The sequence below is a fragment of the Pseudomonas sp. FSL R10-0399 genome (assembly GCF_009600165.1).
In the GTDB taxonomy this organism is placed as follows: domain Bacteria; phylum Pseudomonadota; class Gammaproteobacteria; order Pseudomonadales; family Pseudomonadaceae; genus Aquipseudomonas; species Aquipseudomonas helleri.
The window spans coordinates 1-26,001 of sequence record NZ_WIWK01000088.1 but is presented as its reverse complement, the minus strand read 5'-3'; the positions used below and the strand labels follow the sequence as shown (position 1 = coordinate 26,001).

The 26,001-nt window shown below is 60.1% G+C and carries 24 protein-coding genes; 16 read left to right on the top strand and 8 right to left on the bottom strand.

Annotation, left to right across the window (positions count from 1 at the left end; all coding sequences use genetic code 11):
- The 3 genes from GHO41_RS21420 to GHO41_RS21410 all read right to left on the bottom strand — a co-directional run.
- Positions 1-1,016: SfnB family sulfur acquisition oxidoreductase (locus tag GHO41_RS21420; protein ID WP_153434592.1), on the bottom strand; the 1,016-nt coding region annotated here is incomplete at its 3' end.
- 11 nt (positions 1,017-1,027) lie between these two features.
- Positions 1,028-2,269, bottom strand: a complete 1,242-nt coding sequence (locus GHO41_RS21415; RefSeq protein ID WP_153434591.1) for an SfnB family sulfur acquisition oxidoreductase — start codon at positions 2,267-2,269, stop codon at positions 1,028-1,030.
- Between the two features lie 207 nt (positions 2,270-2,476).
- Positions 2,477-3,241 (bottom strand): hypothetical protein, encoded by a 765-nt coding sequence (locus GHO41_RS21410; protein WP_153368038.1) that lies wholly within the window; start codon positions 3,239-3,241, stop codon positions 2,477-2,479.
- A 636-nt stretch (positions 3,242-3,877) separates the two neighbouring features.
- On the opposite strand from GHO41_RS21410, the gene GHO41_RS21405 reads away from it, so the two are divergent.
- Positions 3,878-4,810 carry an SdiA-regulated domain-containing protein gene (locus tag GHO41_RS21405; protein ID WP_048371073.1) on the top strand — a complete coding sequence of 311 codons (933 nt, stop codon included), beginning with the start codon at positions 3,878-3,880 and terminating at the stop codon, positions 4,808-4,810.
- 72 nt (positions 4,811-4,882) lie between these two features.
- Entirely contained in the window at positions 4,883-5,791 is a 909-nt protein-coding gene (locus GHO41_RS21400; RefSeq protein WP_048390924.1) for an SdiA-regulated domain-containing protein, read from the top strand.
- Between the two features lie 88 nt (positions 5,792-5,879).
- Here GHO41_RS21400 and rpiA read toward each other — a convergent pair whose 3' ends face one another.
- A complete protein-coding gene (gene rpiA, locus GHO41_RS21395) occupies positions 5,880-6,551 on the bottom strand; it encodes a ribose-5-phosphate isomerase RpiA (RefSeq protein WP_153434590.1) in 672 nt (223 codons plus the stop codon).
- 132 nt (positions 6,552-6,683) lie between these two features.
- Between rpiA and ilvA the strand changes: the two genes are divergently transcribed.
- Positions 6,684-8,198: a threonine ammonia-lyase, biosynthetic gene (gene ilvA / locus GHO41_RS21390; RefSeq protein WP_048371068.1), complete on the top strand. Its 1,515-nt coding sequence runs from the start codon at positions 6,684-6,686 to the stop codon at positions 8,196-8,198.
- Positions 8,199-8,238: 40 nt separating this feature from the next.
- A complete protein-coding gene (locus GHO41_RS21385; protein WP_048371066.1) occupies positions 8,239-8,667 on the top strand; it encodes a DUF2269 family protein in 429 nt (142 codons plus the stop codon).
- A gap of 82 nt (positions 8,668-8,749) precedes the next feature.
- On the opposite strand, the gene GHO41_RS21380 is transcribed toward GHO41_RS21385, so the two are convergent.
- A complete protein-coding gene (locus GHO41_RS21380) occupies positions 8,750-9,406 on the bottom strand; it encodes an HAD family phosphatase (protein ID WP_153434589.1) in 657 nt (218 codons plus the stop codon).
- A gap of 143 nt (positions 9,407-9,549) precedes the next feature.
- On the opposite strand from GHO41_RS21380, the gene GHO41_RS21375 reads away from it, so the two are divergent.
- Positions 9,550-10,029, top strand: a complete 480-nt coding sequence (locus tag GHO41_RS21375) for an RNA pyrophosphohydrolase (RefSeq protein ID WP_019828104.1) — start codon at positions 9,550-9,552, stop codon at positions 10,027-10,029.
- Positions 10,030-10,050: 21 nt separating this feature from the next.
- Positions 10,051-12,330 carry a phosphoenolpyruvate--protein phosphotransferase gene (gene ptsP / locus GHO41_RS21370; protein ID WP_048371058.1) on the top strand — a complete coding sequence of 760 codons (2,280 nt, stop codon included), beginning with the start codon at positions 10,051-10,053 and terminating at the stop codon, positions 12,328-12,330.
- Between the two features lie 121 nt (positions 12,331-12,451).
- On the opposite strand, the gene GHO41_RS21365 is transcribed toward ptsP, so the two are convergent.
- Positions 12,452-13,201, bottom strand: coding sequence for an NRDE family protein (locus GHO41_RS21365; protein WP_048371056.1), 750 nt, complete (start codon positions 13,199-13,201; stop codon positions 12,452-12,454).
- 120 nt (positions 13,202-13,321) lie between these two features.
- Here GHO41_RS21365 and GHO41_RS21360 point away from each other — a divergent pair, with 120 nt between their 5' ends.
- Genes GHO41_RS21360 through GHO41_RS21350 form a run of 3 tightly spaced genes read left to right on the top strand, consistent with a single transcriptional unit; the run spans position 13,322 to position 15,945 of the window.
- A complete protein-coding gene (locus GHO41_RS21360) occupies positions 13,322-14,104 on the top strand; it encodes a sulfite exporter TauE/SafE family protein (RefSeq protein WP_048371054.1) in 783 nt (260 codons plus the stop codon).
- A gap of 12 nt (positions 14,105-14,116) precedes the next feature.
- Positions 14,117-14,923, top strand: a complete 807-nt coding sequence (gene lgt, locus GHO41_RS21355; protein WP_153332189.1) for a prolipoprotein diacylglyceryl transferase — start codon at positions 14,117-14,119, stop codon at positions 14,921-14,923.
- Between the two features lie 50 nt (positions 14,924-14,973).
- Positions 14,974-15,945, top strand: coding sequence for a thymidylate synthase (locus GHO41_RS21350; RefSeq protein WP_153434588.1), 972 nt, complete (start codon positions 14,974-14,976; stop codon positions 15,943-15,945).
- A gap of 120 nt (positions 15,946-16,065) precedes the next feature.
- Here GHO41_RS21350 and cadR read toward each other — a convergent pair whose 3' ends face one another.
- Positions 16,066-16,515: a Cd(II)/Pb(II)-responsive transcriptional regulator gene (gene cadR, locus GHO41_RS21345; protein WP_048371049.1), complete on the bottom strand. Its 450-nt coding sequence runs from the start codon at positions 16,513-16,515 to the stop codon at positions 16,066-16,068.
- An 84-nt stretch (positions 16,516-16,599) separates the two neighbouring features.
- Between cadR and GHO41_RS21340 the strand changes: the two genes are divergently transcribed.
- The 7 genes from GHO41_RS21340 to GHO41_RS21310 all read left to right on the top strand — a co-directional run bounded on the left by GHO41_RS21340 (position 16,600) and on the right by GHO41_RS21310 (position 25,588).
- Positions 16,600-18,867, top strand: a complete 2,268-nt coding sequence (locus GHO41_RS21340; RefSeq protein ID WP_153434587.1) for a heavy metal translocating P-type ATPase — start codon at positions 16,600-16,602, stop codon at positions 18,865-18,867.
- 16 nt (positions 18,868-18,883) lie between these two features.
- The gene (locus GHO41_RS21335) at positions 18,884-19,747 is read left to right on the top strand and encodes a LysR family transcriptional regulator (RefSeq protein ID WP_178110163.1); all 864 of its coding nucleotides are present in this window, start codon (positions 18,884-18,886) and stop codon (positions 19,745-19,747) included.
- Positions 19,748-19,942: 195 nt separating this feature from the next.
- Entirely contained in the window at positions 19,943-21,019 is a 1,077-nt protein-coding gene (locus GHO41_RS21330) for a putative 2-aminoethylphosphonate ABC transporter ATP-binding protein (RefSeq protein ID WP_153335932.1), read from the top strand.
- A gap of 1 nt (position 21,020) precedes the next feature.
- Positions 21,021-22,745 carry a putative 2-aminoethylphosphonate ABC transporter permease subunit gene (locus GHO41_RS21325; RefSeq protein WP_153434586.1) on the top strand — a complete coding sequence of 575 codons (1,725 nt, stop codon included), beginning with the start codon at positions 21,021-21,023 and terminating at the stop codon, positions 22,743-22,745.
- Positions 22,746-22,770: 25 nt separating this feature from the next.
- On the top strand, positions 22,771-23,793 hold the full coding sequence (locus tag GHO41_RS21320) for a putative 2-aminoethylphosphonate ABC transporter substrate-binding protein (RefSeq protein ID WP_153434585.1): 1,023 nt from the start codon (positions 22,771-22,773) through the stop codon (positions 23,791-23,793).
- Between the two features lie 116 nt (positions 23,794-23,909).
- Entirely contained in the window at positions 23,910-25,031 is a 1,122-nt protein-coding gene (locus tag GHO41_RS21315) for a TIGR03364 family FAD-dependent oxidoreductase (protein WP_153434584.1), read from the top strand.
- Entirely contained in the window at positions 25,031-25,588 is a 558-nt protein-coding gene (locus tag GHO41_RS21310) for a phosphonate degradation HD-domain oxygenase (RefSeq protein WP_153434583.1), read from the top strand. The genes GHO41_RS21315 and GHO41_RS21310 overlap by 1 nt, the downstream gene beginning before the upstream one ends.
- 106 nt (positions 25,589-25,694) lie before the next feature.
- Here GHO41_RS21310 and GHO41_RS21305 read toward each other — a convergent pair.
- Positions 25,695-26,001: DUF3482 domain-containing protein (locus tag GHO41_RS21305; RefSeq protein WP_153434582.1), on the bottom strand; the 307-nt coding region annotated here is incomplete at its 5' end.

Sequence of the window (26,001 nt, the reverse complement as noted above, 5' to 3'; positions counted from 1 at the left end):
CTCAGGGCCACTTCGGTGCTGAGGGCGCGGGCTTCGGCCACGGCAATCGAGGCGGCTGCGACGGTGCTGGCGGTGGTGTTGGTCTGGGCGATGTCGAGGAACTCGCCGCTGTGCTCCAGCAAGGCTTCAGCCGCATGCAGGCGCACGCTCAACTGGCCGAAACTTTTAAGGGTGAGCGGGTCTTCACTGGCAATGTCGGTGGTGGCGTCGATCCAGGGGCGGGTTTTGTGCCGCACAAAGTTCAGCGCGTCTTCAAAGGCGGCGCGGGCGATGCCGGTGTCGATGGCCGCGTGCAGAATCTGCGCCAGCGGGCCCACCGGTGTCGGGCGTTCAAAGGCGCTTTGAAACGGGATCACGTCATCGCTGGCAACAAACACGTTGTCGAACACCACCGAGCCGCTGCCCGTGGTGCGCTGGCCGAAGCCGCTCCAGTCGTCGATCACGTTCAGGCCGTCGCTGTCGCTGCGCACAAACGCCAGGTGCTGCACGCCGTGGTCATCTACCACCGAGGTCGGAATACGCTGCGCATACAGCGCGCCGGTGGCGTAGAACTTGCGGCCATTGATGCGATAGCCGTGCTCGGCCTTGGCCAAATGCGTGGTGCGATCGTGGGCGGTTTTAGTGCCCAGTTCGGCCAGGGCATTGCCAAAGCGCTGGCCGTTTAACACCTCGGTGTACAGCCGTTGTTTTTGCACCTCGCTGCCGTTTACCCGGAGCACTTCGAGGGCATAGAAATGGTTCTGCGGGATTTGCCCCAGCGAGCTGTCGGCCGCTGAAATAAGGCTGACCACTTCGGCGAGGGTGACGTTGGATACGCCTGCGCCGCCATAGGCCTTGGGCACGGTGATGCCCCACAGGCCGGTGTGGGAAAACAGTTCCAGCTCATCAAAAGGCAGGCGCCGTTCGCGATCTCGCACGATGCTTTCACGTTTGAAATGGGCGGCCAGCTCACGCGCTACGCTCAGGGCCTCGGCATCGCTCTGGATGACCGGGACCTGTTTGGATATCAGTGACATGGGTGTCTCCGTTAGATCCAGGAATGCCGTGCAGGCAAAGTGCCGTTGAGGCGATAGGCGCCGATGGCGTGGTATTTCCAGCGCACCGGGTCGTGCAGGGTGTGCACCCGTGCGTTGCGCCAATGGCGGTCCAGGTTGAACTCGGCAAGGGTGGCGCGGCTGCCCGCCAGTTCGAACAGCTTTTCACTGGCCAGTAACGACAGCTCAGTGCTCAGCGCCTTGGCTTCGGCCACGGCAATCGAGGCGCGGGCCGCAGCGGCTGCATCAATCGGTGTCGCGCTGACCTCGTCGAGCACCCGACCGGCTTTTCGCAACAGCGCTTCGGCGGCGTGCAACTCGATGTGTAACTTACCGATGTCGGCGATCACGTAAGGGTCATCGCTGTTGCGCTCGACCTTGGCATCCACCCAGGGGCGCGACCGCTCGCGGACAAAGCTGATGGTGTCGGCAATGGCACCGCGAGCAATGCCCAGGTCAATGGCGGCCTGAATCAACTGCGAAATCGCGCCTTGAATATTCGGCACCTCCGCCAGGCGCCAGTTGTCGATCACCAGTTCTGCTTCAACGGCTACGTTGTTCAGCAGGACCGTGCCGCTGGCGGTGGTGCGCTGGCCGAAACCGGACCAGTCATCGACCACGCGCAAGCCGGGCGTGCCACGGCGGACAAAGGCCATGACCTGTTTGCCATCGTGGTTCAGTGCCTTGACGGCGATCCAGTGCGCAAACAGCGCGCCGGTGGAGTAAAACTTCTGGCCATTGATCACAAAATCATCGCCGTCGGCGGTGATCCGGGCTTTCAATTCGAGGGTGTTTTTGGTGCCGCGCTCAGGGCCCGCATTACCTATGCGCCAGCCTTGCAGCACGCTGGTGAACAACTGCTCTTTTTGCGAAGGGCTCGCGACGCTGGCAATCAGGTTGAGCAGCCCGACCTGATTCTGCGGGATCTGCCCCAGCGCCGGGTCGGCCGCCGAGATGATCGCGAAGACTTCAGCCAAGGTCACAAACGACACCTGCGCGCCGCCAAATTCGCGGGCTATCGAAATACCGCCCAAACCGCTGCGGGTGAAGGTTTCTATGAGTGACCACGGCAGCTTGCGTTGCTGATCGCGTTTTGCAGCGTGCTCACGCGCGGCGTCAGCCAGGGCGTGGGCGGCTTGAAGGGCTTCGTTGTCGGTGCGCAGGACGTGCGCTGCTAACAACAGGGGCGCGACATCCAGGTCGCTTTGCAGTTGTGCAGTTGCCAAGAGAGTCATTAGTTCCGCTCCTTGGCTGCACGCAATGCCCCGTAAAGGGTAATTGTGTTGCTGACCATACCTACCTCATCTTTGGAGCGCCGCTTGAGCGGCGCGATGTAAAGCAAGAGAGTCCGGTGGTCCGGTGCATATACCCTAATTGAGTATAAAAATTAAAAGAACTAACTTTTCGGAATATGGATAGATGATTCGTGCTGCCCGCCAGGGTCAGTCGCGCCAGTTGGGCCGTGTTTCGGCAGCCCGCAGGATTTCGCGGGGGGCAGAGTTGATGTAACGCTTGTTGGCGCCCACCTTCAGCGTGCGGGTCGGTGCCCAGCGTGAGTTGTTGCCCACGCGATCAATCACGCAGTAGGTGATTTCAAGTTTCGGGTCTTCGCCGGCTTCCTGGATGATTTCAGGGGGCACGAATACGCTGACGGGCTTATTGATGTCGATGTGGTGCAACTTGGGCAGGTCGAGGCGCACGTCCCCCCAGAGCAAGGTGATTTCATCTTCGCAAGCCATGTTGCGATAAGGCTCGATGGTCAGCGGTACCCCGCGTTTCATCTGGCTGGGATTGACCCCGTAGCGTTGGATTTGCTCCGGGATCATCAAGGGCGCGAGGCCCTGGTTCTCTTCTCCGATGGCCACTCCGCCAGGGCAGTCAAGTTTGACCAGTACTTTAAGTTGCGCGGAAAGAGCAGGGCTGCTGCCAATGTGCATCACGCGATAATAAAGACGGGCGGTACCGTTTTGAATAAAACTTTCAGGCACTCGCAGTGATACCGGTTGCCCTATATCGGCCCGGTAAAGTTGCCGTGAAGATACATAACAGCCGTCCCAGAACAATTCAATCAAGTCGCCTTCTTCCATATTTATATAGGGCGCGATGCTGACAAACAGTTGTTCGGCAGCACGGGCACAAATAGTCTGCTTGTTCGATTGTGCAAGTGTGGGGGCTGCCAACTTTTGGGCGTGTGAGGTAAATGGCATAAATGTAAACTCCTGTCTAACTTTTAGGCGGCACATAGCACGGCAATTGAGTGAGTCCGGACGGTGGCGTCCAAGGGCGCGGGTGCTGTGTTACCGGAGTAATCGGTTTAACAATCCGTGTGCACCGTTATAGCGTGTTCAATAGTGAGGTTGGGTGCGGGTGAGTCTGGTTGTTTATTAGATAAGAGTCTTGCTGCAAGAGTGTCAAGGAGCGATCTTGCAATTATTAATCTCTGAGTCATATTCAGAAAGTTCCTACTGGCAAGACGTTTAATGTGACGTGAGCGGCGGCAGTCTATGGGGTTTGTGAATAATTAGCAGGCGAGGGAATGTGTTAAAGACGTGGGCACAAGTCGTACGTCATTTAAACCAAATGTGGATTTTTAAAAGGGGTTGGATGAATGCGCGCTTGTTACTTCAAATAATTAAAGACAACTCCTACGAATGTGCTGATGTATTCGGGCAGGTAAGTTGCAAGGGCTGAGTTGAGGCAGCGCTCAATCGAAGGGGAACCGAGGGCGGCGCTTCTTAGCAATAATTTCACACACTCTCTGCATAATACCCGCGGGAGGGGCAATCGGTTTTGCCCGCTTTGTGTTATTTAGACGTAGCAAAATTTCCTGGATGATCACGTTAATGGCCACAGACCCTCTGCAGACCTCGTCTGACCCGCGACCTTCGCGCTTTCGCTTGCGTTGGTATTCCTGGCTTTTTCTGCTGGCTGCGCTGTTCTATGGGATCGCGTCAATTCTGCATTGGGACGACCGGGGTGCACTGTGGGTGCTGGAGCAGTTCGAGAGCCAGAACGATCAAAATGAGAGTGTCTGGCTGCCAAACTACCGCGTGGTCATTGATGGCAAGCCGATGACAGGGCTGGAGAAGGACGAGGCCTCGGACCTGTCATATAACCCCAAGACCAACACGCTGTTTTCAGTCATGGGCAAAAACCCGTTTCTGGTTGAGCTCAGCCTTGAGGGCGATGTGCTGCGCAAAATCCCCCTGGAGGGCTGGAGCAACCCTGAAGGCTTGACCGTGATGGAGAACGGCCTGCTGGGTATCGTCGATGAGCGTGATCATTTATTGACCATCGTCAAAGTCGACGCCGATACCAAGACCCTGAACATCAAGGACTTCCCCAAGTACGACCTTGGCCCTTCCAAAGATCAGAACAAAGCCTTCGAGGCCATTGCCTGGGACCCGCGCCGTCAGCAACTGCTGCTGGGTGAAGAGCGCCCACCGGCGATGTATGTGTGGAAAAGCGACGGTAGCCAGACCCTCTTGGGCAACAAGCAGAAAGTGCCGAGCGATGAGCTCGACCTGCGCAACTTGTCGGGCCTGAGCATTGACCCGCGCACGGGCCACACGCTGGTGCTTTCGGCCGATTCGCACCTGCTGCTGGAGCTGGATGAACTGGGCGAGCAGGTCAGCTTCATGACCCTGCTGCGTGGCTTCAATGGCCTCAAGAGCACCATCCCTCGGGCCGAAGGCGTGGCGATTGATAACAACGGCACCTTGTACATGGTCAGCGAGCCCAATCTTTTCTACCGTTTCGAAAAGAAAGCCAAATAACCATGACGGATTAAGCTTGAATTCATGCAGCCGTGATATTTCATCTGGCTGATTTTTCAAGAGCTTGTCCTTATGTCGCGTGTCAGCCGTTCTACCCCGCTTTTTCTGGGCGTGTTGCTCGTGGCGCTGTTGGCCGCGGGCTTCGCGGCCCAGCATTACCGCTTGTTCGACCGAACCTGGTTCAACCTCAGCCTGCTGTGGCAGCCTGCCAACCCGAATGCCATCAACCTGGGCGATTACCGTGCGGTGCTGCAAGGCCGGGTGATTGAGGGGCTTGAAGACAATGTCTCGGCCCTGACCTACGACCCGGTGCGCAAAAGCCTGTTTACCGTGACCAATAAAAACCCGGAGCTGGTGGAGTTATCTCTGGATGGGCGGATAGTGCGACGGATAAAACTGACCGGGTTTGGTGATGCCGAGGCCATAGAGTTCATTGATGAGAACACCTACGTGATCACCGATGAATACACCCAGCGCCTGATCAAAGTGAAAATCGACGAGGCCACCCGCGAGCTCAATGCCGCAGATGCCGAGCAGTTGACCTTGGGCATCAGCCCGTCGGGCAACAAAGGCTTCGAGGGGCTGGCGTACGACTCGGCAGGCAAGCGCCTGTTTGTGGCCAAGGAGCGCGACCCGATGCTGATTTACGAAGTGCGCGGCTTTCCCCATGACAACCCGCAACAACCCTATGCCACCCACGTGATTACCAACCCGCGACGTGATGCGCGACTGTTTGTGCGTGATTTATCGAGCTTGCAGTTTGATGAGCGCAGCGGCCATTTGCTGGCGCTGTCGGATGAGTCGAAGTTGCTGCTGGAACTGGACATCAGTGGCCGCCCGTTCAGCACGTTATCGCTGAAAAAGGGCCGCAATGGTCTGCAAGAGTCAGTGCCGCAAGCGGAAGGCGTCGCCATGGACGACGAAGGGACGCTGTATCTGGTGAGTGAGCCGAACCTGTTTTACGTGTTCAAAAAGCCCTGAATCAACACCGTGTAGGAGCGAGCTTGCCTCGCGATCTTTTGATGGTTTAAAAGATCGCGAGGCAAGCTCGCTCCTACACGGTTACGGGTTATTTGCTCAGGGTTTTCACGCCTTCAGGCGTACCCAGCAGCAACAGGTCCGCCGGGCGCGCAGCGAACAAACCGTTGGTCACCACACCGACGATGGCGTTGATCTGAATTTCCAGTTTCACCGGGTCGACGATTTGCAGGTTGTGCACGTCAAGAATGATGTTGCCGTTGTCCGTCAGCACACCTTCGCGGTACACCGGGTCGCCGCCCAGCTTGACCAGTTCACGGGCCACGTGGCTGCGGGCCATCGGGATCACTTCAACCGGCAGCGGGAACGCGCCCAGCACCGGCACCAGCTTGCTGGCGTCAGCGATGCAGATAAAGGTTTTGGCCACGGCCGCGACGATTTTTTCGCGGGTCAGGGCTGCGCCGCCGCCTTTGATCAGGTTGAGGTTTTCGTCGCTCTCATCGGCGCCGTCCACGTAGAACTCCAGATCGCTCACGGTGTTCAGCTCGTACACAGGAATCCCGTGGCCCTTGAGGCGTGCGGCGGTGGCTTCGGAACTGGCCACGGCACCGTCGAAAGCGCCTTTGTGCAAGGCCAGCGCGTCAATGAAGCAGTTGGCCGTGGAGCCGGTGCCGACCCCAACGATGCTCTTGTCATCCAGTTTCGGGAGGATGAAGTCGACAGCCGCCTGGGCTACGGCTTGTTTGAGTTGATCCTGGGTCATGCGGGCTCCGGGGCGGGAAGGGTAAACAGAAGGGCGTGGAGTATAACTAAAACCTTTGGATTCGTATGGTCGCCCGTGTAAACGCTGGGGTAGACTCCTTGGTCCCTGCTAACCGCCCAGTGAAGCTTTCCGATGCTCGAACAGTACGTTAAGAAGATACTCACCTCGCGCGTTTATGACGTCGCGGTAGAAACCCCATTGCAGCCTGCCAATCAGTTGTCTGCGCGTCTGGGCAACCAGATTTTGCTCAAACGCGAAGATTTGCAGCCGGTGTTTTCGTTCAAGATTCGTGGCGCTTACAACAAGCTCACGCAATTGACCGACGCCGAGCGTGCCTGTGGCGTCGTCACCGCCTCGGCCGGCAACCATGCACAAGGCCTGGCGCTGGCCGCCAAGGTGCTGGGGGTGAAAGCCACCATCGTAATGCCCAAAACCACCCCTGAGATCAAGATTGAAGGCGTGCGTTCGCGTGGCGGTATTGTGGTGCTGCACGGTGACTCCTTCCCGGAAGCCCTGGCGTACTCGCTGCAACTGGTTGAACAAAAAGGCTACGTTTACGTACACCCCTACGATGACCCGCACACCATCGCCGGGCAGGGCACCGTGGCGATGGAAATTCTGCGTCAACACCCGACGCCGCTGGATGCGATCTTCGTGCCGGTGGGCGGTGGCGGATTGATTGCCGGTATTGCGGCGTATGTGAAGTACCTGCGGCCAGATATTAAAGTCATTGGCGTCGAGCCCGATGACTCCAACTGCCTGCAAGCCGCGATGGCGGCCGGTGAGCGCGTGGTCTTGCCAAGCGTCGGGATCTTCGCCGACGGCGTTGCCGTGGGCCAGATCGGCCAGCACACGTTTGATATTTGCAAAGACTACGTCGATGAAGTCATCACCGTGAGCACCGATGAAATCTGCGCGGCCATCAAGGACATCTTCGATGACACCCGCTCGATCACCGAGCCCGCGGGCGCGCTGGGCGTGGCCGGGATCAAAAAATACGTCGAGCAACGCGGTGTGCGCGGCCAGACGCTGGTGGCCATCGACTCGGGCGCCAACGTTAACTTCGACCGTTTGCGCCATGTGGCCGAGCGGGCCGAATTGGGTGAAGGCCGCGAGGCGATCATCGCGGTGACCATCCCCGAGGTGCCGGGCAGCTTCAAGGCGTTCTGCCAGGCGGTCGGCAAGCGCCAGATCACCGAATTCAACTACCGCTACCACACCGGCAGCGAAGCCCACATATTCGTCGGGGTGCAGACCCATCCCGAGAACGACCCGCGCAGCGCATTGCTGGCCAGCCTGGCCGAGCAGGGCTTCCCGGTGGTCGACCTGACTGAAAACGAACTGGCCAAATTGCACATCCGCCACATGGTGGGCGGGCACGCGGCCAAGGTCAGCGATGAGTTGCTGTTCCGCTTTGAATTCCCGGAACGCCCGGGGGCGCTGTTCAACTTCCTCAGCAAGCTGGGCGGGCGCTGGAACATCTCGATGTTCCATTACCGCAACCATGGCGCGGCAGATGGCCGGGTGATGGCCGGTCTGCAAGTGCCCGCCGATGAACGCCATCTGGTGCCTGCGGCGCTGGCGGAAATCGGCTATCCGTACTGGGATGAAAGCGATAACCCGGCGTATCAGCTGTTTCTTGGCTGATAAACGCTACGCTGATTGAACGGCTCAAGAGATAAATCAAATGGAAACGTTCACCGCGTTAAAACTGCTGCATGGCGTGTCGACACTGCTGCTGTTTGTCAGTGCGCTTGTATTGCTGGTTGTGGTGATTCGCCGTCGGCGTGCCGGTGACGCCTTCCTGGCGGGTGGCCTGGTGCGCCGCCCGTGGGCGTTTCTCTGGGGGCTGATGGGCCTGTGCCTGCTGGCGCTGCCGGTGAGTGGCTGGTTTTTGGTGCACATGGCGGGTTGGCCGCTGAGCCAGCTGTGGTTGCTGGGCGGGAGCAGTTTGTACCTGCTGGGTGGCTTGAGCTGGTTGTGGCTGTTGGTACGCCTCAACCGCTTGCGGCTGGGGCGAATGGCCAAACACCCGGGCTTTACCGTGGTGCTGGCGGCTTTTTGTGCGATTTGCTTTATTGCGATTGCGGCCATGATGGGCGCAAAACCGGTTTAACCACCCCCTGTAGGAGCGAGCTTGCCTCGCGATCTTTTGACTTTAAAGATCGCGAGGCAAGCTCGCTCCTACAGGATTGGGTTTAATCGCGCAGCGAAATCACTGGCCAGCCACGTTTAACCGCTTCTGCCCGCAAGTTTTCATCCGGGTCGACGGCCACGGCGTGGGTCACTTGCTCCAGCAATGGCAGGTCGTTCATCGAATCGCTGTAGAAGTAGCTGTCTTCGAGGCTGTGGCCGTTTTCTGCCATCCAGCGGTTCAGGCGTGTCACTTTGCCTTCACGGAAGCACGGCACGTCAGTGCTGCGGCCGGTGTAACGGCCATCAACGATCTCGCATTCGGTGGCGATCAAATGTTCCACGCCCAGCTTTGCTGCAATGGGTGCGGTGATAAAACGGTTGGTCGCGGTGATGATCACCAGCGTATCGCCCGCGTCGCGGTGTTTGGCCAACAGTGCCTGGGCTTTTGGCAGCATCAGTTTGTCAATGCAGTCGTGCATGAATTCTCGGTGCCATTGATCGAGTTGATCCATGTCATTTTTGCCAAAAATTTCCATGCTGAAATTAAGATAGGCGGCATTGTCGAGCTTGCCGGCCAGGTAATCCTGGTAAAACTCGTCGTTACGGGCTTTGTAGGCGTCACCGTCGAGAATGCCGCGTTCGCAGAGGTAATCGCCCCATGCGTGGTCGCTGTCGCCGCCTAAAAGGGTGTTGTCCAAGTCGAATAAAGCCAAACGCATTGCAATTACCCGCTGAGCTGTCGGTTGAAAGCCCACAAGAATACGGTCTTTTAATAAGAGTGCACATAAGGCAGGAAGGCGCGTTGCTGCTTTCACAACCTTTGTGGAACAATGCGGCGACATGCGTTTGCGAGGTTGTTGCCGTGATCGACCCCGATGGTTTCCGTCCTAATGTCGGGATTATTCTGACAAATGATGCCGGACAGGTACTGTGGGCTCGCCGTATCAATCAAGACGCGTGGCAGTTTCCACAGGGCGGAATCAACCCTGATGAGACGCCGGAAGACGCCTTGTACCGCGAGCTGAACGAAGAAGTTGGCCTGGAACGCGAAGATGTAGAAATACTCGCCTGCACGCGAGGCTGGTTGCGTTATCGTTTGCCGCAACGCCTGGTCCGTACCCACAGCCAACCGCTGTGCATCGGCCAGAAGCAAAAGTGGTTTTTGCTGCGCCTGGTCTCGAATGAGCAGCGGGTGCGGATGGATTTAACCGGTAAACCGGAATTCGATGGCTGGCGCTGGGTCAGCTATTGGTATCCGTTGGGCCAGGTGGTGACATTCAAGCGCGAGGTCTACCGTCGCGCGCTCAAAGAACTTGCACCGCGCCTATTAACGCGCGCCTGACACGGAGTTCGACCCCGAGCCATGCTCAATACGCTGCGCAAGATCGTCCAGGAAGTAAACGCTGCCAAAGATCTCAGGGCGGCGTTGGGGATTATTGTGTTGCGCGTCAAAGAGGCCATGGGCAGCCAGGTCTGCTCGGTCTATTTGCTTGATCCAGAGACCAACCGTTTTGTACTGATGGCCACCGAGGGCTTGAACAAGCGCTCGATCGGCAAAGTCAGCATGGCACCCAACGAAGGCCTGGTCGGTCTGGTGGGTACCCGCGAAGAGCCTCTGAACCTCGAAAACGCCGCCGATCACCCGCGCTACCGCTACTTTGCCGAAACCGGTGAGGAGCGCTATGCCTCATTCCTCGGCGCGCCGATTATCCACCACCGCCGTGTGGTGGGGGTGTTGGTCATTCAGCAAAAAGAACGCCGCCAGTTCGATGAAGGTGAAGAAGCCTTCCTCGTGACCATGAGCGCGCAATTGGCCGGGGTTATTGCCCACGCAGAAGCCACGGGGTCGATTCGTGGCCTGGGGCGTCAGGGCAAAGGTATCCAGGAAGCCAAGTTCGTCGGCGTGCCCGGTTCGCCCGGCGCCGCGGTCGGTACCGCGGTGGTCATGCTGCCTCCGGCCGATCTGGACGTGGTGCCCGACAAGACCATCACCGATATTCCTGCCGAAATAGCGCTGTTCAAAAACGCCCTCGAAGGCGTGCGCAACGACATGCGCGCGGTGTCGAAAAAGCTCGCCACGCAACTGCGCCCCGAAGAGCAGGCGCTGTTCGACGTGTACCTGATGATGCTCGACGACGCCTCGCTGGGCAGCGAAGTCAAAAATGTGATCAAGACCGGTCAGTGGGCCCAGGGCGCGCTGCGTCAGGTGGTGACTGATCACGTCAACCGTTTCGAATTGATGGACGACGACTACCTGCGCGAGCGGGCGTCGGACGTGCGTGACCTCGGGCGCCGCTTGCTGGCCTATTTGCAGCACGATCACCAGCAAACCATGGTCTACCCCGACAACACCATTCTGGTCAGTGAAGAACTGACCGCGACCATGCTCGGCGAAGTGCCTGAAGGCAAGCTGGTGGGCCTGGTTTCGGTATTGGGTTCGGGTAACTCCCACGTGGCGATTCTGGCCCGTGCCATGGGCATCCCGACCGTGATGGGCCTGGTTGACCTGCCGTACTCCAAGGTCGACGGCATCCAGTTGATCGTCGACGGCTACCACGGTGAGGTCTACACCAACCCCAGCGACGTGTTGCGCAAGCAATACGCCGACGTAGTTGAAGAAGAACGCCAGTTGTCCCAGGGCCTCGACGCCCTGCGCGAGCTGCCGTGCATCACCCCGGACGGCCACCGCATGCCGCTGTGGGTCAACACCGGCCTGCTGGCCGATGTGGCGCGCGCGCAACAGCGTGGCGCAGAAGGCGTAGGTCTGTACCGCACCGAAGTGCCGTTCATGATCAACCAGCGTTTCCCGAGCGAAAAAGAGCAACTGGCGATTTATCGCGAGCAGTTGGCGGCCTTCCATCCGCAGCCGGTGACCATGCGCAGCCTGGACATTGGCGGCGACAAGTCGCTGTCGTACTTCCCGATCAAAGAAGACAACCCGTTCCTGGGCTGGCGCGGGATCCGCGTGACCCTCGACCACCCGGAAATCTTTCTGGTGCAGGCCCGGGCCATGCTCAAGGCCAGCGAAGGCCTGAACAACCTGCGCATCTTGCTGCCGATGATCTCCGGCACCCACGAACTCGAAGAAGCCCTGCACCTGCTGCACCGTGCCTGGGGTGAAGTGCGCGACGAAGGCACCGACGTGCCGATGCCGCCGATTGGCGTGATGATCGAAGTCCCGGCGGCGGTGTACCAGACCAAAGAGCTGGCCCGTCAGGTGGACTTTTTGTCGGTAGGTTCCAACGACTTGACCCAGTACCTGCTTGCGGTGGACCGCAACAACCCGCGGGTGGCCGATTTGTACGACTACCTGCACCCGGCCGTGCTGCAAGCCCTGCAAGCGGTGGTGCGTGACGCCCACGCCGAAGGCAAGCCGGCGAGTATCTGCGGCGAAATGGCCGGTGACCCGGCGGCTGCGATCTTGTTGATGGCCATGGGTTTTGACAGCCTGTCGATGAACGCCACCAACTTGCCCAAGGTGAAGTGGATGTTGCGCCAGGTCAGCCTGAGCCGGGCCAAGGAGTTGCTGGCTGAAGTGATGACCATCGACAACCCGCAAGTCATTCGCAGCACCATCCAGCTGGCCCTGAAAAATATGGGCCTGACGCGCATGATGAACCCGGCGGCGATCAAGCCTTATTAAAACCCTGTAGTCGCTGCCGAGGTACGAGGCTGCGATGGGTTGCGCAGCGACCCCATACAGCGGGCCTGCGGCCCGTATCGCAGCCTCGTGCCTCGGCAGCGACTACAGGTTTTGGCATGAGTCAGGGGTGTTCCAGCCGCACCTCACCCAAACGCCCGCCCAGCGGTCCGAAGCTGTGCTCCACCATCACCCTTGAACCATCGGCATTGACGATCAGCGCGGTGCTGGCGCGGGTGCCGTAATTGGGGCTGGCGATAAACACACTCGACAACAACGTCTCCGTGGCCAGCCCGACGCCGGTGTCCGGCAATTTATTGAAGGGCGCTGCTTGCGGGTCTTTGAGCAGGGCCAGCAAGGCTTGCGGCTGCGGGTCGTTCAGCACCTCGGCCAGCGCCGCCTTGGCCCTGAGCAGCTTGGGCCACGGGGTGTCCAGCCCGGCATTCGACAAGCCATAAATCCCCGCACTCAAGGGCTGCGGCACCAGCTCTTTGGAATTGAAATGCCAGAGCTGGTCACCATCCCCCAGCAGCAGGTTAAAACCGGCATAACTCAGCCTTCGTCGGTCAACATCCTCGAAATACTCAGCAATGGGCTGATTGCCACTCAAAAAATCAGACACCAGCTCACCCCGCGAATGCCGCCCGGGCGGTTGGTGCGGTTCACGGATATTGGTCAGTGCGGCAAAGCGGCCATTGGCCCCTATGCCGAGCCAGGTGCCGCCTGCCTGCAGGTCACGCCCGGCAAACACCTGCGGTGCTTCAACCCACTGGGCCAGCGGTTTAGTGGGGCGCGCATAAAATTCATCGCGGTTGGCCGCAACGACCAGAGGCTGTGCGTGGCCGGGGCGCCAAGCGAAGACAATCAGGCACATGGGCAGTCCTTAATGTTTTTTTAATCACTGTACTTATAGATTGCCCCTGCGTGTTACGCCATGCGGGATGGAGCCCGAGCCCTTGCTCCGTTACCATGCGGATCAAAAATAGGGGGCGTCATGGAATTTCTGCTCTATCTGGTGTTGGGGGGCTTCGCTGGGGTACTGGCCGGATTGTTCGGAGTCGGTGGCGGGCTGATCATCGTGCCGGTGCTGGTGTTCAGTTTCACCTTGCAAGGTTTCAGCAACGAGGTGTTGACCCATTTGGCCGTTGGCACGTCATTGGCGACCATTATCTTTACCTCGATCAACTCAGTGATTGCGCACAACCGCAAAGGCGCGGTGCTGTGGCCTCTGTTTGCCTGGATGAGCCTGGGGATTCTGGTCGGGGCCGGGATAGGCGCATTGACCGCCGAGGCGATCTCCGGCCCGCACTTGCAGAAAATCATTGGCGTGTTTGCCGTGATCATCGCCCTGCAAATGGCCCTGGACCTAAAACCCAAGGCCAGCCGAACGGTGCCGGGCAAGGTGGGTCTGAGCTTGGCCGGTAGCGTGATTGGCTGGGCGTCGGCGATTTTCGGTATCGGCGGCGGCTCGCTGACCGTACCGTTTTTGACCTGGCGCGGCGTGACCATGCAGCAAGCCGTGGCCACTTCGTCGGCCTGCGGTCTGCCCATCGCGGTTGCCGGTGCGTTAAGTTTCATGATGATTGGCTGGCACAACCCTGACTTGCCCGCGCATAGTCTCGGGTTTGTTTATATACCCGCGTTGGTCGGGATCGCCCTGACCAGCATGTTTTTTGCCCGTTTCGGTGCGCGTTTGGCCCACAAACTTTCGCCGCGCCTGCTGAAACGGCTGTTTGCCGCACTGTTGTTCTGTGTCGGTTTGAGTTTCCTGATCTAACGAGGAGTCGCAATGCTGCCTTACCCGCAGATTGACCCGGTGGCATTGGCTATCGGACCGCTGAAAATCCATTGGTACGGCTTGATGTACCTGATCGGCATTGGCGCCGCCTGGCTGATCCTGTCGCGACGTCTCAACCGCTTCGACCCGACCTGGGACAAAGAGAAACTCTCGGACCTGGTGTTTTGGGTGGCCATGGGCGTGATAGTCGGCGGCCGCCTGGGCTACGTGCTGTTCTACGACCTGAGCGCCTACATCGCCAACCCGCTGCTGATTTTTGAAGTGTGGAAAGGCGGCATGGCGTTCCACGGCGGTCTGATCGGCGTGATGCTGGCGACCTGGTGGTTCGGCAAGCGCAACGGCAAATCGTTCTTCCAGATCCTCGACTTCATCGCCCCTGTGGTGCCGATTGGTCTGGGCGCAGGGCGCATCGGTAACTTCATCAACGGCGAGTTGTGGGGCAAGGTTAGCGACGTGCCGTGGGCAATGATCTTCCCTACCGACCCACAACAATTGGCGCGCCATCCGTCGCAGCTTTACCAGTTTGCCCTGGAAGGTGTGGCACTGTTCCTGGTGCTGTGGCTGTACTCACGCAAACCTCGGCCTACAATGGCGGTTTCCGGGATGTTCGCGCTGTTTTACGGGATTTTCCGTTTCATCGTCGAGTTCGTCCGCTTGCCGGACGCTCAGCTAGGCTACCTGGCGTTCGGCTGGGTAACGATGGGGCAAATCCTCTGCATCCCGATGATTGCGGGCGGCCTGTTCCTGATCTGGCTGGCCTACAACCGTGATCCGGCGGCTCAAAAGGCTGCGCATTAAATTCGAATCGCAGGGCCCGCGCGGCCCTGCATTCAAACGCTAGGAAAACCATGAAGCAATATCTTGACCTCGTTGCCAACGTCATTAAAAACGGCACCTTGCAAGCCAACCGTACCGGCGTGAAGACCATCAGTCTGCCGGGCGCCATGTTGCGCTACGACCTCAAAGAAGGCTTCCCGGCCATCACCACGCGCCGCATGGCGTTCAAATCGGCGATTGGCGAGATGTGCGGCTTTTTGCGCCCGGTCAACAGCGCCGCTGACTTCCGTGAGTTGGGTTGCAAGGTCTGGGACCAGAACGCCAACGAAAACGCCCAATGGCTGGCCAACCCGTTCCGTCAGGGCGAAGACGACCTGGGCGAGATCTACGGCGTGCAATGGCGCAAGTGGCCGGCCTACAAGCAAGTGGCGCGCAGCAACCAGGCCGCCATCGAGCTGTGCCTGAGCCAGGGTTATCGCCAGATCGCCGAAGGCGAAGAAGACGGCGAGGCCTACGTGGTGCTGTACAAGGCCATCGACCAGGTGCGCCAGTGCGTCGACACGATCATCAATGACCCGGGCAGCCGCCGTATTCTGTTCCACGGCTGGAACTGCGCCCAGCTCGACGAAATGGCCCTGCCGCCGTGCCACCTGTTGTACCAGTTCCACCCGAACGTTGAGACCAAGGAAATCTCCCTGACTCTCTACATCCGTTCCAACGACCTGGGCCTGGGCACGCCGTTCAACCTGACCGAAGGCGCCGCGTTGCTGAGCCTGATCGGCCGGCTGACCGGCTACACGCCGCGCTGGTTCACCTACTTCATTGGCGATGCCCACGTGTATGAAAACCACCTGGACATGCTCAACGAACAACTGACCCGCGAACCGTTCCCGATGCCAAAACTGGTGATCTCGGACCGCGTACCGGAATTCGCCAAAACCGGCGTTTACCAGCCGGAGTGGCTGGAACTGATCGAGCCGGGCGACTTCAGCCTCGAAGGCTACCAGCACCACGCCCCCATGACCGCGCCGATGGCGGTGTAACCCGCGTCCCTCGCGCCTTGTGGGAGCGGGCTTGCTCGCGATCGAATCGCTGTGGTCTAAAAGAGCACCGAGTCGTTTGTATCGCGAGCAAGCCCGCTCCCACGGGGCGAGGGTGTTGGGCTAATGCCCGTGGCTTCTGCCCACATGGCTTGGCTCGCCTTCTGGCGCTGCCACTGAACCGCTGACTTCCAGACGCTGCAAAATCGCGCACTGATCCATCCCCGGCCCTTCGCCACAGCGTTGGCGCAGGTCGAGCAGTTGCGCCTGCAAGGCTTGCAAGCCATCAATGCGCGCCTTGACGTGGTGGATGTGCTCGTCGATCAACGCATTCACGCTTTCGCATTGGTCCTGCGGGCTGTCGCGCAGGTTGAGCAGGCTGCGGATTTCTTCGAGAGTCATGTCCAGGCTGCGGCAATTGCGGATAAACGTCAGCCGCTCAACATGCGCCTGGGTGTACAAACGGTAGTTGCCGTCACTGCGCGCAGGCTCTGGCAACAAGCCTTCACGCTCGTAATAACGGATGGTTTCGACCTGACAATCGGTCAATTTCGCCAGTTCACCAATCTTCATCGCGCTTATCTCCCAAAGGATGCTTGACCCTATAGTGGCTACAGGGTCTTTACTTGGCAACAGGCACCTTTTTGGACGCACCCGATGAGCGACTCCATTCACACCCCGCACAAACCACACGCTGACCATGACCATGACCATGACCATGACCATGAGGAAAAGCACGACCACGCCAGCCATGCGCACAGTTGCTGTTCAAGCACTGCCGGGCCGAGCGTGATCAAACTCAGCGCCACGCCCACCGTGGGCGCGCGCCTGAGCAGTTTCCGCATTGAAGCCATGGACTGCCCGACCGAGCAAACCCTGATCCAGAACAAACTGGGCAAGCTGGCCGGTGTGCAGCAGTTGGAGTTCAACCTGATCAATCGCGTGCTGGTGGTGACCCACGACCTGCCGTCGACTGATCCGATTGTCGCGGCCATTAAATCCCTGGGCATGCAGGCCGACCCGCTGCAAACCGGCGCCGATGCTGACGCGCCGCTGCCGCCTGCGCCGAAAAAGCATTGGTGGCCGTTGGCGGTGTCCGGTGTCGGTGCATTGGCGGCAGAGGTGCTGCACTTCACCGGCGCAGCGCCGACCTGGGTGATTGCATTGGTGGCGCTGGTGTCGATTTTCAGCGGCGGCCTGACCACCTACAAAAAAGGCTGGATTGCCCTTAAAAACCTCAACCTGAACATCAACGCGCTAATGAGCATCGCCGTGACCGGCGCCCTGCTGATCGGCCAATGGCCCGAAGCGGCGATGGTGATGTTCCTGTTTACCGTGGCCGAGCTGATCGAAGCCAAGTCCCTGGACCGTGCACGCAACGCTATCAGCGGCCTGATGCAAATGGCCCCGGACAAAGCCACCGTGCAGCAAGCCGACGGCACATGGCTGGAACGTGAGGTTAAAGACGTCGAACCGGGCGCCATCGTGCGGGTTAAACCCGGCGAGCGCATTGGCCTGGACGGCGAAGTGGTGGCGGGCAGCTCAAGCATTGATCAAGCGCCGATTACCGGCGAGAGCCTGCCGGTGGAAAAAACCGTGGGCGATAAAGTCTTTGCGGGCACCATCAACCAGGCCGGTTCGCTGGAGTTTCGCGTTACCGCAGCGGCCAACAACTCGACCCTGGCGCGCATCATCCTGGCGGTGGAACAAGCCCAGGGCGCCCGTGCGCCGACCCAGCGTTTTGTTGACAGCTTCTCCAAAATCTACACCCCGGTGGTGTTCCTGCTGGCTCTGGCTGTGGCGATTATCCCGCCGCTGTTTATGGGCGAGGCATGGTTCGACTGGATCTACCGTGCGCTAGTGCTGCTGGTGGTGGCGTGCCCGTGCGCGCTGGTGATCTCGACCCCGGTAACCATCGTCAGCGGTCTGGCGGCTGCTGCGCGCAAAGGCATCCTGGTCAAAGGCGGTGTGTACCTCGAAAGCGGCCACAAGCTGGACTTTTTGGCGCTGGATAAAACCGGCACCATCACCCACGGCAAGCCGGTGCAAACCGACTACCTGCCGCTCGACCCGCTGCACACCGAGAGCGCGGTGCTGCTGGCTGTAAGCCTGGCTTCGCGTTCGGATCACCCGGTGTCGATGGCCGTGGCCAATGCCGCTGTGGATAAAAACCTGACGCTGCGTACTGTGGATAACTTCACGGCGCTGGCCGGGCGTGGCGTGCGTGGCGACATCGACGGCAAGGTTTACCACTTGGGCAACCACCGCCTGATCGAAGAGCTGGGCCTGTGCTCGCCTGCCCTTGAAGAGAAGCTCTTTGCGTTGGAAGAGCAAGGTAAAACCGTGATCTTGCTGATCGACAGCGCAGGCCCCATGGCGTTGTTCGCCGTGGCCGACACGGTCAAGCAAACCAGCCGCGAAGCGATCCGCGAGCTGCACGCGCTGGGGGTCAAAACCCTGATGCTGACCGGCGACAACCCGCACACCGCCAACGCGATTGCGGCCCAGGTGGGCATCGACCAGGCGCAGGGCAACCTGCTGCCAGAGGACAAACTCAAAGCCATCGAAGCCCTTTATGCGAAGGGCCATCACGTGGGCATGGTCGGTGACGGCATCAACGACGCCCCGGCATTGGCCCGCGCCGAGATCGGTTTTGCCATGGCGGCAGCCGGTACGGATACCGCCATTGAGACCGCAGATGTCGCCCTGATGGACGACGATCTGCGCAAAATACCGGCTTTCATTCGCTTGTCACGGGACACCGCGAGCATCCTTAAACAGAACATTGCCTTGGCATTGGTCATTAAAGCGATCTTTCTTGCGGTAACCTTCATGGGCTTGGCCACCATGTGGATGGCCGTCTTTGCTGACATGGGCGTGAGCCTGTTGGTGGTGTTTAACGGGTTGCGCCTGGTGCGCAAATAGATCAAGAGAGGCCACAGTGCTGAGTGCCGAGCTGAAAGCGTTTTACCGGGTGGCCCAGTTGGGCAGCATCACACAGGCGGCGAAAAAGCTCGGGTTGAGCCAGCCGACCGTGACCACCCAGATCCGCCAGCTCGAAAGCCAGTACGGTGTAGAACTGTTCTACCGTGGCGGGCGGCGCCTGACCCTCAGCGATGAAGGCGTGCGCTTGCTGCCCATGGTTAAAACGCTGTTGCAGCAAGAGGCCGATATCGAGTTCTTTTTGCGCAACAGCGGTCACGGCACCGGTACGTTACGCATCGCCGCCACCGCGCCGTATTACATCCTTGATCTGGTCAAAGCCTTCCGCGAGCGCCTGCCGCAGATTGTCGTGTCGGTAGACATTGGCAACTCCCAGCAAGTGCTCGAAGCGCTGGACGAATACCGCGTCGACATCGCCGCCTCGTCGCAACTGCTCGAAGACCCACGGCTGATACGCCGGGTTCTGGGCTCCGATCCGCTGGTGGTGGCGGTGCACCGCAATCACCCGTTGGCCAAGCTCGATCACGTGCCGCTGAGTGCCTTGGCCGGGCATTGCCTGCTGATGCGCGAGCAAGGCTCGACCACGCGTAAATTGACCGAAGAACTCCTTAGCAGCGCCGGTGTTGGCTTTGGCCCGCTGCTGGAAATTGGCAGCCGCGAGTCGATCCGCGAAGCGGTGTTGCGCGGTATCGGCATCAGTATCATCGCCCGTCAGGAAGTCCCCCACGACCCGCAACTGCGCGTACTGACCCTCGAAGGTGCGCCGATGATCGCCGAGTATTTGTACTGCCTCAAAGAGCGAAAATCAGCGCGCTTGCCGGCGGCTTTTCTGGGGCTGGCGCAGGAAATGGCCCCTGCCTGACCCCCTGTAGGAGCGAGCTTGCCTCGCGATCTTTTGATCTTTTTAAAAGCTCGCGAGCAAGCCCGCTCCCACAGGAATGTTGTGAGCATCACTCCAAAATCCACCAATACCTCTATCGGCAGCTTTTGCCTGACTGCCACATCTTGTACGCATAGCGTCTCTAGGATGACCCCATCTGCTTGATGAGGTGCATCCATGAACCGCTCGAACGCAACCCCTTTGACCCAACCCGGCGTGCCGATGAAGGTGCGCAACGTGAGCAAGCGCTTTGGCGCTTTTACCGCGCTGGACAACGTCTCGCTGGAGGTGGCGGCGGGTGAGCTGGTGTGTCTGCTCGGGCCTTCGGGGTGCGGTAAAACCACCTTGCTGCGCTGCATCGCCGGGCTGGAACGTCAGGACGATGGCGTTTTGTACCTCGGCTCACGGGATGTCTCAGACCTCGCTCCGCAAGCACGGGACTACGGGATCTTGTTTCAGTCCTACGCACTGTTCCCCAACCTGACCGTTGAGGCCAACATCGCCTACGGCCTGGCCGGCAGCAACCGTGACGTGGTGCGCAAGCGCGTCAGCGAGATGCTCGAACTGGTGGGCCTCACGGGCAGCGAAAAGAAATTCCCCGGCCAACTGTCCGGCGGTCAGCAGCAGCGAGTCGCCCTGGCCCGCGCTTTGGCGCCTGCACCGTCGCTGCTCTTGCTCGACGAACCGATGTCGGCGCTGGATGCCCGGGTGCGCGAACATTTGTGCACCGAGTTGCGCCAATTGCAGCGCAGCCTGGGCATCACCACCTTGATGGTGACCCACAACCAGGACGAAGCCATGCTGATGGCCGACCGCATCGCCGTGATGAACAACGGCAAGGTCGAGCAGTACGCCACCCCGCAAGAGATCTACAACAAGCCCGCCACGCCCTTTGTTGCCGAGTTTGTCGGGCAAGGCAACTGGCTGCCGTTTGACCACAACAGCGGCACTTACGCGCAGGTCGGCGGGGTCAACATGCGCTTGGCCGCCGACGCGGGGCGCGTCGAGTCGGGGCGACTGTTTTGTCGCCCCGAAGCGATCAGCGTCAACCCGGTGCTGCACGAAGAAAACCTGTTCCCGGCACGGGTGCGGGACATTACCTTCCTCGGCAATCGCTGCCGCATGAGCTTCGAACTCAACCACCTGCCGGGCCACCCGCTCACCGCCGAAGTCGGCAGTCAGGATTTGCCGCGTCTCGGCGCCCAGGACATCTTCGTTGCCTTGCCGCCGAACAGCCTTCAGGTGTTTGCCTGACATGGCCGCGCCAATGACCTTGCTCCTGTCCGACACCCTGGCCCGCAACGCTGCGCGGGCTGAACGGGGCGACACGTTGTTTGTCCTCGGCGGCAAACTGCTGTTGCTGCTGTTATTGGCCATTGCCGTGCTGATGCCGTTGCTGGCGATCTTCTGGCGCGGCTTCAGTGCGCAAGACGGCCAGGGCGGTGGCTGGGTCGCCGCGCGGGAGCTGGTGACCAGCGACAACTTTCATTGGCTGGTGGGCAACAGCCTCAAAGTGTCGCTCAGCGTAGCGGCGATTGTCGTACCGCTGGCGTACCTGTTTGCCTACGCGCTGCAACGCACCTTGATCCCCGGCAAGCGCGTCTGGCGCGGGTTGTCGTTGCTGCCACTGATGGCGCCGTCGATGTTGCCAGGCATTGCGCTGGTGTATTTGTTCGGCAATCAGGGCCTGCTGCGCGGGCTGATTGCGGACAACATCTACGGCTTCTGGGGCATCGTCCTCGGCGAGGTGATCTACACCTTTCCCCATGCCCTGATGATTCTGCTGTCCGCCTTGTCACTGGCCGATGCCCGGTTGTTTGATGCGGCGTCGAGCATGGGCGCCGGGCCATTCAAAGCCTTTCGCAGCATCACCTGGCCGGGCACGCGTCAGGCCGTGTTCGCGGCGTTTTGCCTGGTGTTCACCCTGACCATCACCGATTTTGGCGTGCCCGTGGTGGTGGGTGGCGACTATCAGGTGCTGGCGCTGGAAGCCTACAAAGCGGTGGTCGGGCAGCAACAATTTGGTCGCGGTGCCTTGATCGGCATGGTCCTGTTGTTGCCCGCGCTGTTCAGCTTCGGCGTCGATGCCTGGCTGCGGCGCCAGCACGGCGACGCCATGAGCGGGCGTGCCCAAGTGTTCAAGCCGGTGCCTTCAAGGCTGCGTGATGGTTGCTACCTGGCCATCGTGCTGCTGATCTGCGCTGCCTTGCTGCTGGTGTTCGGGATGGCGGTGTACTCGTCGCTGGTCAAATTTTGGCCCTACAACCTGTCGCTGTCCCTCAACCACTACCAGTTCAATGACACCGCCGGTGGCGGCTGGCTGGCCTACCGCAACAGCGTGACCATGGCCTTGTGCACGGCGCTGATCGGCAGCGCGGTGATCTTCACCGGCGCCTATCTGATGGAAAAAACCCACACCCAGAAGCGCCTGAACCTGGTGCTGCGCATGCTCAGCTTTATCCCCATGGCGGTGCCGGGTTTGGTGCTGGGGTTGGGCTACGTGTTTTTCTTCAACCTGCCGGGCAACCCGCTGCATGTGTTCTACGGGACCATGGCGCTGCTGGTGGTGTGCACCATTGCTCACTATTTGACCACCGCACAAATGACCGCCACCACCGCGTTGCGCCAGCTCGATGGCGAGTTCGAAGCCGCTGCGCTGTCGCTCAAGGCGCCGCTGTACCGCCATTACTGGCGCGTCACCGTACCGATTTGCCTGCCCGCGCTGCTGGACATCGTGCGCTACCTGTTCGTCTCGGCGATGACCACCGTGTCGGCGGCGATCTTCCTCTACAGCCCCGACACCATCCTCGCGGCGGTGGCGGTGCTGAACATGGACGACGCCGGCAACGTTGGCGGCGCGGCGGCCATGTCGACCCTGATTTTGCTGACCTCCATTGGCGTGTCCCTGCTCCTGGCCTGGGCTTCACGCGGCGTGTTGCGCCGCTCCCAAGCCTGGCGCCAAGGCGCACCGGCGCAATAACCCTTCCACCTCAAGGAACCGCACCATGTTCAAGCCTCTTGCTCTTGTCGCTGCTGTCCTCACCGCTTTGAGCGTTAACGCCTTTGCCGCAAAAACCGAACTGACCGTCTACACCGCCCTCGAAGCCGAGCAACTGAAGAGCTACAAACAAGCTTTCGAGAAGGCCAACCCGGACGTTGAGATCAAGTGGGTGCGTGACTCCACCGGCATCATCACCGCCAAATTGCTCGCTGAAAAAGACCGCCCGCAGGCGGATGCTGTCTGGGGCCTGGCGGCGTCGAGCCTGGCGATCCTCGATCAGCAAGGCATGCTGCAACCCTACGCACCGCGAGACTTGGCCAAGATCGGCCCCAACTACCGTGACCCCGCCAATCCACCGGCCTGGGTCGGCATGGACGTGTGGGCCGCGACCATTTGCTTCAACACGGTTGAGGCCGAAAAACAGGGCCTGAGCAAGCCGGTGAGCTGGCAAGACCTGACCAAGCCTGAGTACAAAGGCAAGATCGTGATGCCGAACCCGGCGTCTTCCGGCACGGGCTTTCTGGACGTGAGCGCGTGGCTGCAAACCTTTGGCGAAAAGCAGGGCTGGGTGTACATGGACGGCCTGCACCAGAACATCGGCCAGTACGTTCACTCCGGTTCCAAGCCGTGCAAATTGGCCGCCTCGGGCGAGTTCCCGATTGGCATTTCGTTTGAATACCCGGCCGTGCAGCTCAAGCGCCAGGGCGCGCCACTGGACATCATCCTGCCTAAAGAAGGCCTGGGCTGGGAGATCGAAGCCACGGCCGTGATCAAAGGCACGCCCCATGAAGCGGCGGCGCAAAAGCTCGCTGACTTCTCGGCCAGCCCGGCGGCGATGGAGCTTTATAAAGAGAACTTCGCCGTGCTCGCGCAGCCCGGTATTGCCAAGCCGCAGACCGAATTGCCGGCTGACTACGAGCAACGCCTGATCAAAAACGACTTCGCCTGGGCCTCAAAAAACCGCGATCAAATTTTGACCGAATGGCGCAAACGCTATGACGGCAAGTCCGAGAAAGTGGCCGAATAACTCTTCAGTAACCTGACCCTGTGTAGCGAGCTTGCCTCGCGATCTTTTGATCTTTTAAAAGATCGCGAGGCAAGCTCGCTCCTACAGGGATTGGATGTGCTCTTCAGGACAGGTGTATGACTATTCTTATCGTCGGCGCTGGCATTCTGGGTTTGTCCCATGCCTACGCGGCCGCCAAACGCGGGCTTAAGGTCCATGTATTCGAGCGTACGCACACGCCCTTGGGCGCGTCGGTGCGCAACTTCGGCCAGGCGCTGATCACCGGCCAGCCGCCGGGGGTGATGCTCGATCTGGCCCGGGCCAGCCGGGGTATCTGGGGCGAGTGGGCGCAGCAGGCGGGCTTTGACCTCAAACGCAACGGCGCGTACCTGTTTGCCCGCACCGAGGCTGAAGAACACCTGCTGGAGGCCTTTTGCCAAGGCCGTGCCCGTGAACACGGTTACCGCGCCGAACTGCTGCGCGGTGCTGAACTGGACGCCCTCTACGGCGGCCAGTTCAACCACCATCGCGCCGCGCTGCACGGGCTGGACGACCAGCAGGTGTATTCGCGTGAGGCCATTCCGGCGCTGGTGCAGTACCTGCAGCGCGACTTCGGCGTTGAGTTTCACTTCTCAACCCTGGTGCGCGACGTCGAGCCGGGGCAGGTGCACACCACGGCGGGCAGCTTTAAAGGCGCGCAGGTGATTGTCTGTTCAGGGCACGACTATCAAACCCTGCTGGCCGAACCACTGGCGACGCTCAACCCACAGGTTTGTCGCCTGCAAATGCTGCGAGTGCGGCCAACAATCGACTTGCAGCTGCAACACGCCTTGCTCACCGGCCTGAGCTGCGTGCATTACGGCGCCTTTGCCGATTTGCCGGAAGCGGCCGCAGTGCAGGCCGAGATCCTGCGCGACAGCCCGTACCTGGATGAGCACGGTATTCACTTGTTGATCAGCCCGACGCCCTACGGCGAGTTGATCGTCGGTGATTCACACCATTACGGCAGCGATCCATCACCGTTTAACGCCGAACAGGTCGATAACTGGATGTTGCAGTTGTGCCAAGACACGCTGGGCTGTGAAGTGCAGGTGATGGAGCGCTGGCAAGGCGTTTATGGCGCGCGCGGGGCCAAGCCGTTTACCTGGCTGCCGGTGGCGCCGGGCCTGAGCGCCGCCTTGATGCAGACCGGCGTAGGCATGAGCGTTGGCCCGGCGATGGCCGAGCGCAACATCGCGCGTTTGCTGGGGGAGGCGTGATGACCCCGGCACAACTGGCGGTAGAACGGGTTTTTGCCTTGTATCAGCAGTTCGGTACCGACGATTACATCGGCGAGCCGGTGTCACAGCTCGAACACATGTCCCAGGCGGCGCAACGGGCGATGGCCGAAGGGCATGACGATGAAGTGGTGTTGGCCGCGTTCTTTCATGACATTGGGCATTTATGCGTCAAAAATGCGCCGAACATGGGCGGATACGGCGTGGTCAGCCATGAACAGGTGGGCGCCGATTACCTGCGCCGGGCGGGGTTCAGTGAGCGCATGGCCAAACTGGTGGAATACCACGTGCAGGCCAAGCGCTACCTGACGTTGCGCCAACCCGGCTATTACGACCTGTTGAGCGAAGCCAGTATCAGGACGTTGGGTTACCAGGGCGGCGTGATGAGCGAAGCCGAGGCTGATGCGTTTGAGCAAGACCCGCTGTGCGAGCTTAGCCTGCGCATGCGCCTGTGGGACGAGGAGGCCAAGCAACTGCACGCCCCTATCATCGACCTGCAACTGCTCAAGGCCAAAGCCTTGAACCTGTTAAACACCTAACCCTTGTGGGAGCGGGCTTGCTCGCGATGAAATCACCGCGTTTTAGCGGATGCACCGTGTTGCCTGTATCGCGAGCAAGCCCGCTCCCACAGAAGAGGTGCCGTAGTCAGATTTGCTCGGCCAGCAACTCGATCTGCTCCTGGCGCTCGGCCTGGCTCAATTTGGGGTGCGGGTTGAGCGATGACCATTGCGGGTACGCCCGGGCTTTATTGAGCGGCTCGGGCAGTTTGCCTTCGCGCCAGGTTTTGTCCTGCGGGGTGGCGACCTGGATGCTGTCGACGGCCGCATGCCCGCGAGCGTTCAGCGCGTGCAGCAACTGGCGTTGGCGCAAGGCCAGCAAGCGCAATACGCTGTCGTCGACAGTCAGTTCGCGCTGGCCCTTGAGCTTGCCCAGCAAGCGGCTGCCATAGCTG

Coding starts and splice junctions, on each gene's coding strand:
- GHO41_RS21415 (WP_153434591.1), bottom strand. CDS start 2,269: ATGACTCTCTTGGCAACTGCACAACTGCAAAGCGACCTGGATGTCGCG.
- GHO41_RS21410 (WP_153368038.1), bottom strand. CDS start 3,241: ATGCCATTTACCTCACACGCCCAAAAGTTGGCAGCCCCCACACTTGCA.
- GHO41_RS21405 (WP_048371073.1), top strand. CDS start 3,878: ATGGCCACAGACCCTCTGCAGACCTCGTCTGACCCGCGACCTTCGCGC.
- GHO41_RS21400 (WP_048390924.1), top strand. CDS start 4,883: ATGTCGCGTGTCAGCCGTTCTACCCCGCTTTTTCTGGGCGTGTTGCTC.
- rpiA (WP_153434590.1), bottom strand. CDS start 6,551: ATGACCCAGGATCAACTCAAACAAGCCGTAGCCCAGGCGGCTGTCGAC.
- ilvA (WP_048371068.1), top strand. CDS start 6,684: ATGCTCGAACAGTACGTTAAGAAGATACTCACCTCGCGCGTTTATGAC.
- GHO41_RS21385 (WP_048371066.1), top strand. CDS start 8,239: ATGGAAACGTTCACCGCGTTAAAACTGCTGCATGGCGTGTCGACACTG.
- GHO41_RS21380 (WP_153434589.1), bottom strand. CDS start 9,406: ATGCGTTTGGCTTTATTCGACTTGGACAACACCCTTTTAGGCGGCGAC.
- ptsP (WP_048371058.1), top strand. CDS start 10,051: ATGCTCAATACGCTGCGCAAGATCGTCCAGGAAGTAAACGCTGCCAAA.
- GHO41_RS21365 (WP_048371056.1), bottom strand. CDS start 13,201: ATGTGCCTGATTGTCTTCGCTTGGCGCCCCGGCCACGCACAGCCTCTG.
- GHO41_RS21360 (WP_048371054.1), top strand. CDS start 13,322: ATGGAATTTCTGCTCTATCTGGTGTTGGGGGGCTTCGCTGGGGTACTG.
- lgt (WP_153332189.1), top strand. CDS start 14,117: ATGCTGCCTTACCCGCAGATTGACCCGGTGGCATTGGCTATCGGACCG.
- GHO41_RS21350 (WP_153434588.1), top strand. CDS start 14,974: ATGAAGCAATATCTTGACCTCGTTGCCAACGTCATTAAAAACGGCACC.
- cadR (WP_048371049.1), bottom strand. CDS start 16,515: ATGAAGATTGGTGAACTGGCGAAATTGACCGATTGTCAGGTCGAAACC.
- GHO41_RS21340 (WP_153434587.1), top strand. CDS start 16,600: ATGAGCGACTCCATTCACACCCCGCACAAACCACACGCTGACCATGAC.
- GHO41_RS21330 (WP_153335932.1), top strand. CDS start 19,943: ATGAACCGCTCGAACGCAACCCCTTTGACCCAACCCGGCGTGCCGATG.
- GHO41_RS21325 (WP_153434586.1), top strand. CDS start 21,021: ATGGCCGCGCCAATGACCTTGCTCCTGTCCGACACCCTGGCCCGCAAC.
- GHO41_RS21320 (WP_153434585.1), top strand. CDS start 22,771: ATGTTCAAGCCTCTTGCTCTTGTCGCTGCTGTCCTCACCGCTTTGAGC.
- GHO41_RS21315 (WP_153434584.1), top strand. CDS start 23,910: ATGACTATTCTTATCGTCGGCGCTGGCATTCTGGGTTTGTCCCATGCC.
- GHO41_RS21310 (WP_153434583.1), top strand. CDS start 25,031: ATGACCCCGGCACAACTGGCGGTAGAACGGGTTTTTGCCTTGTATCAG.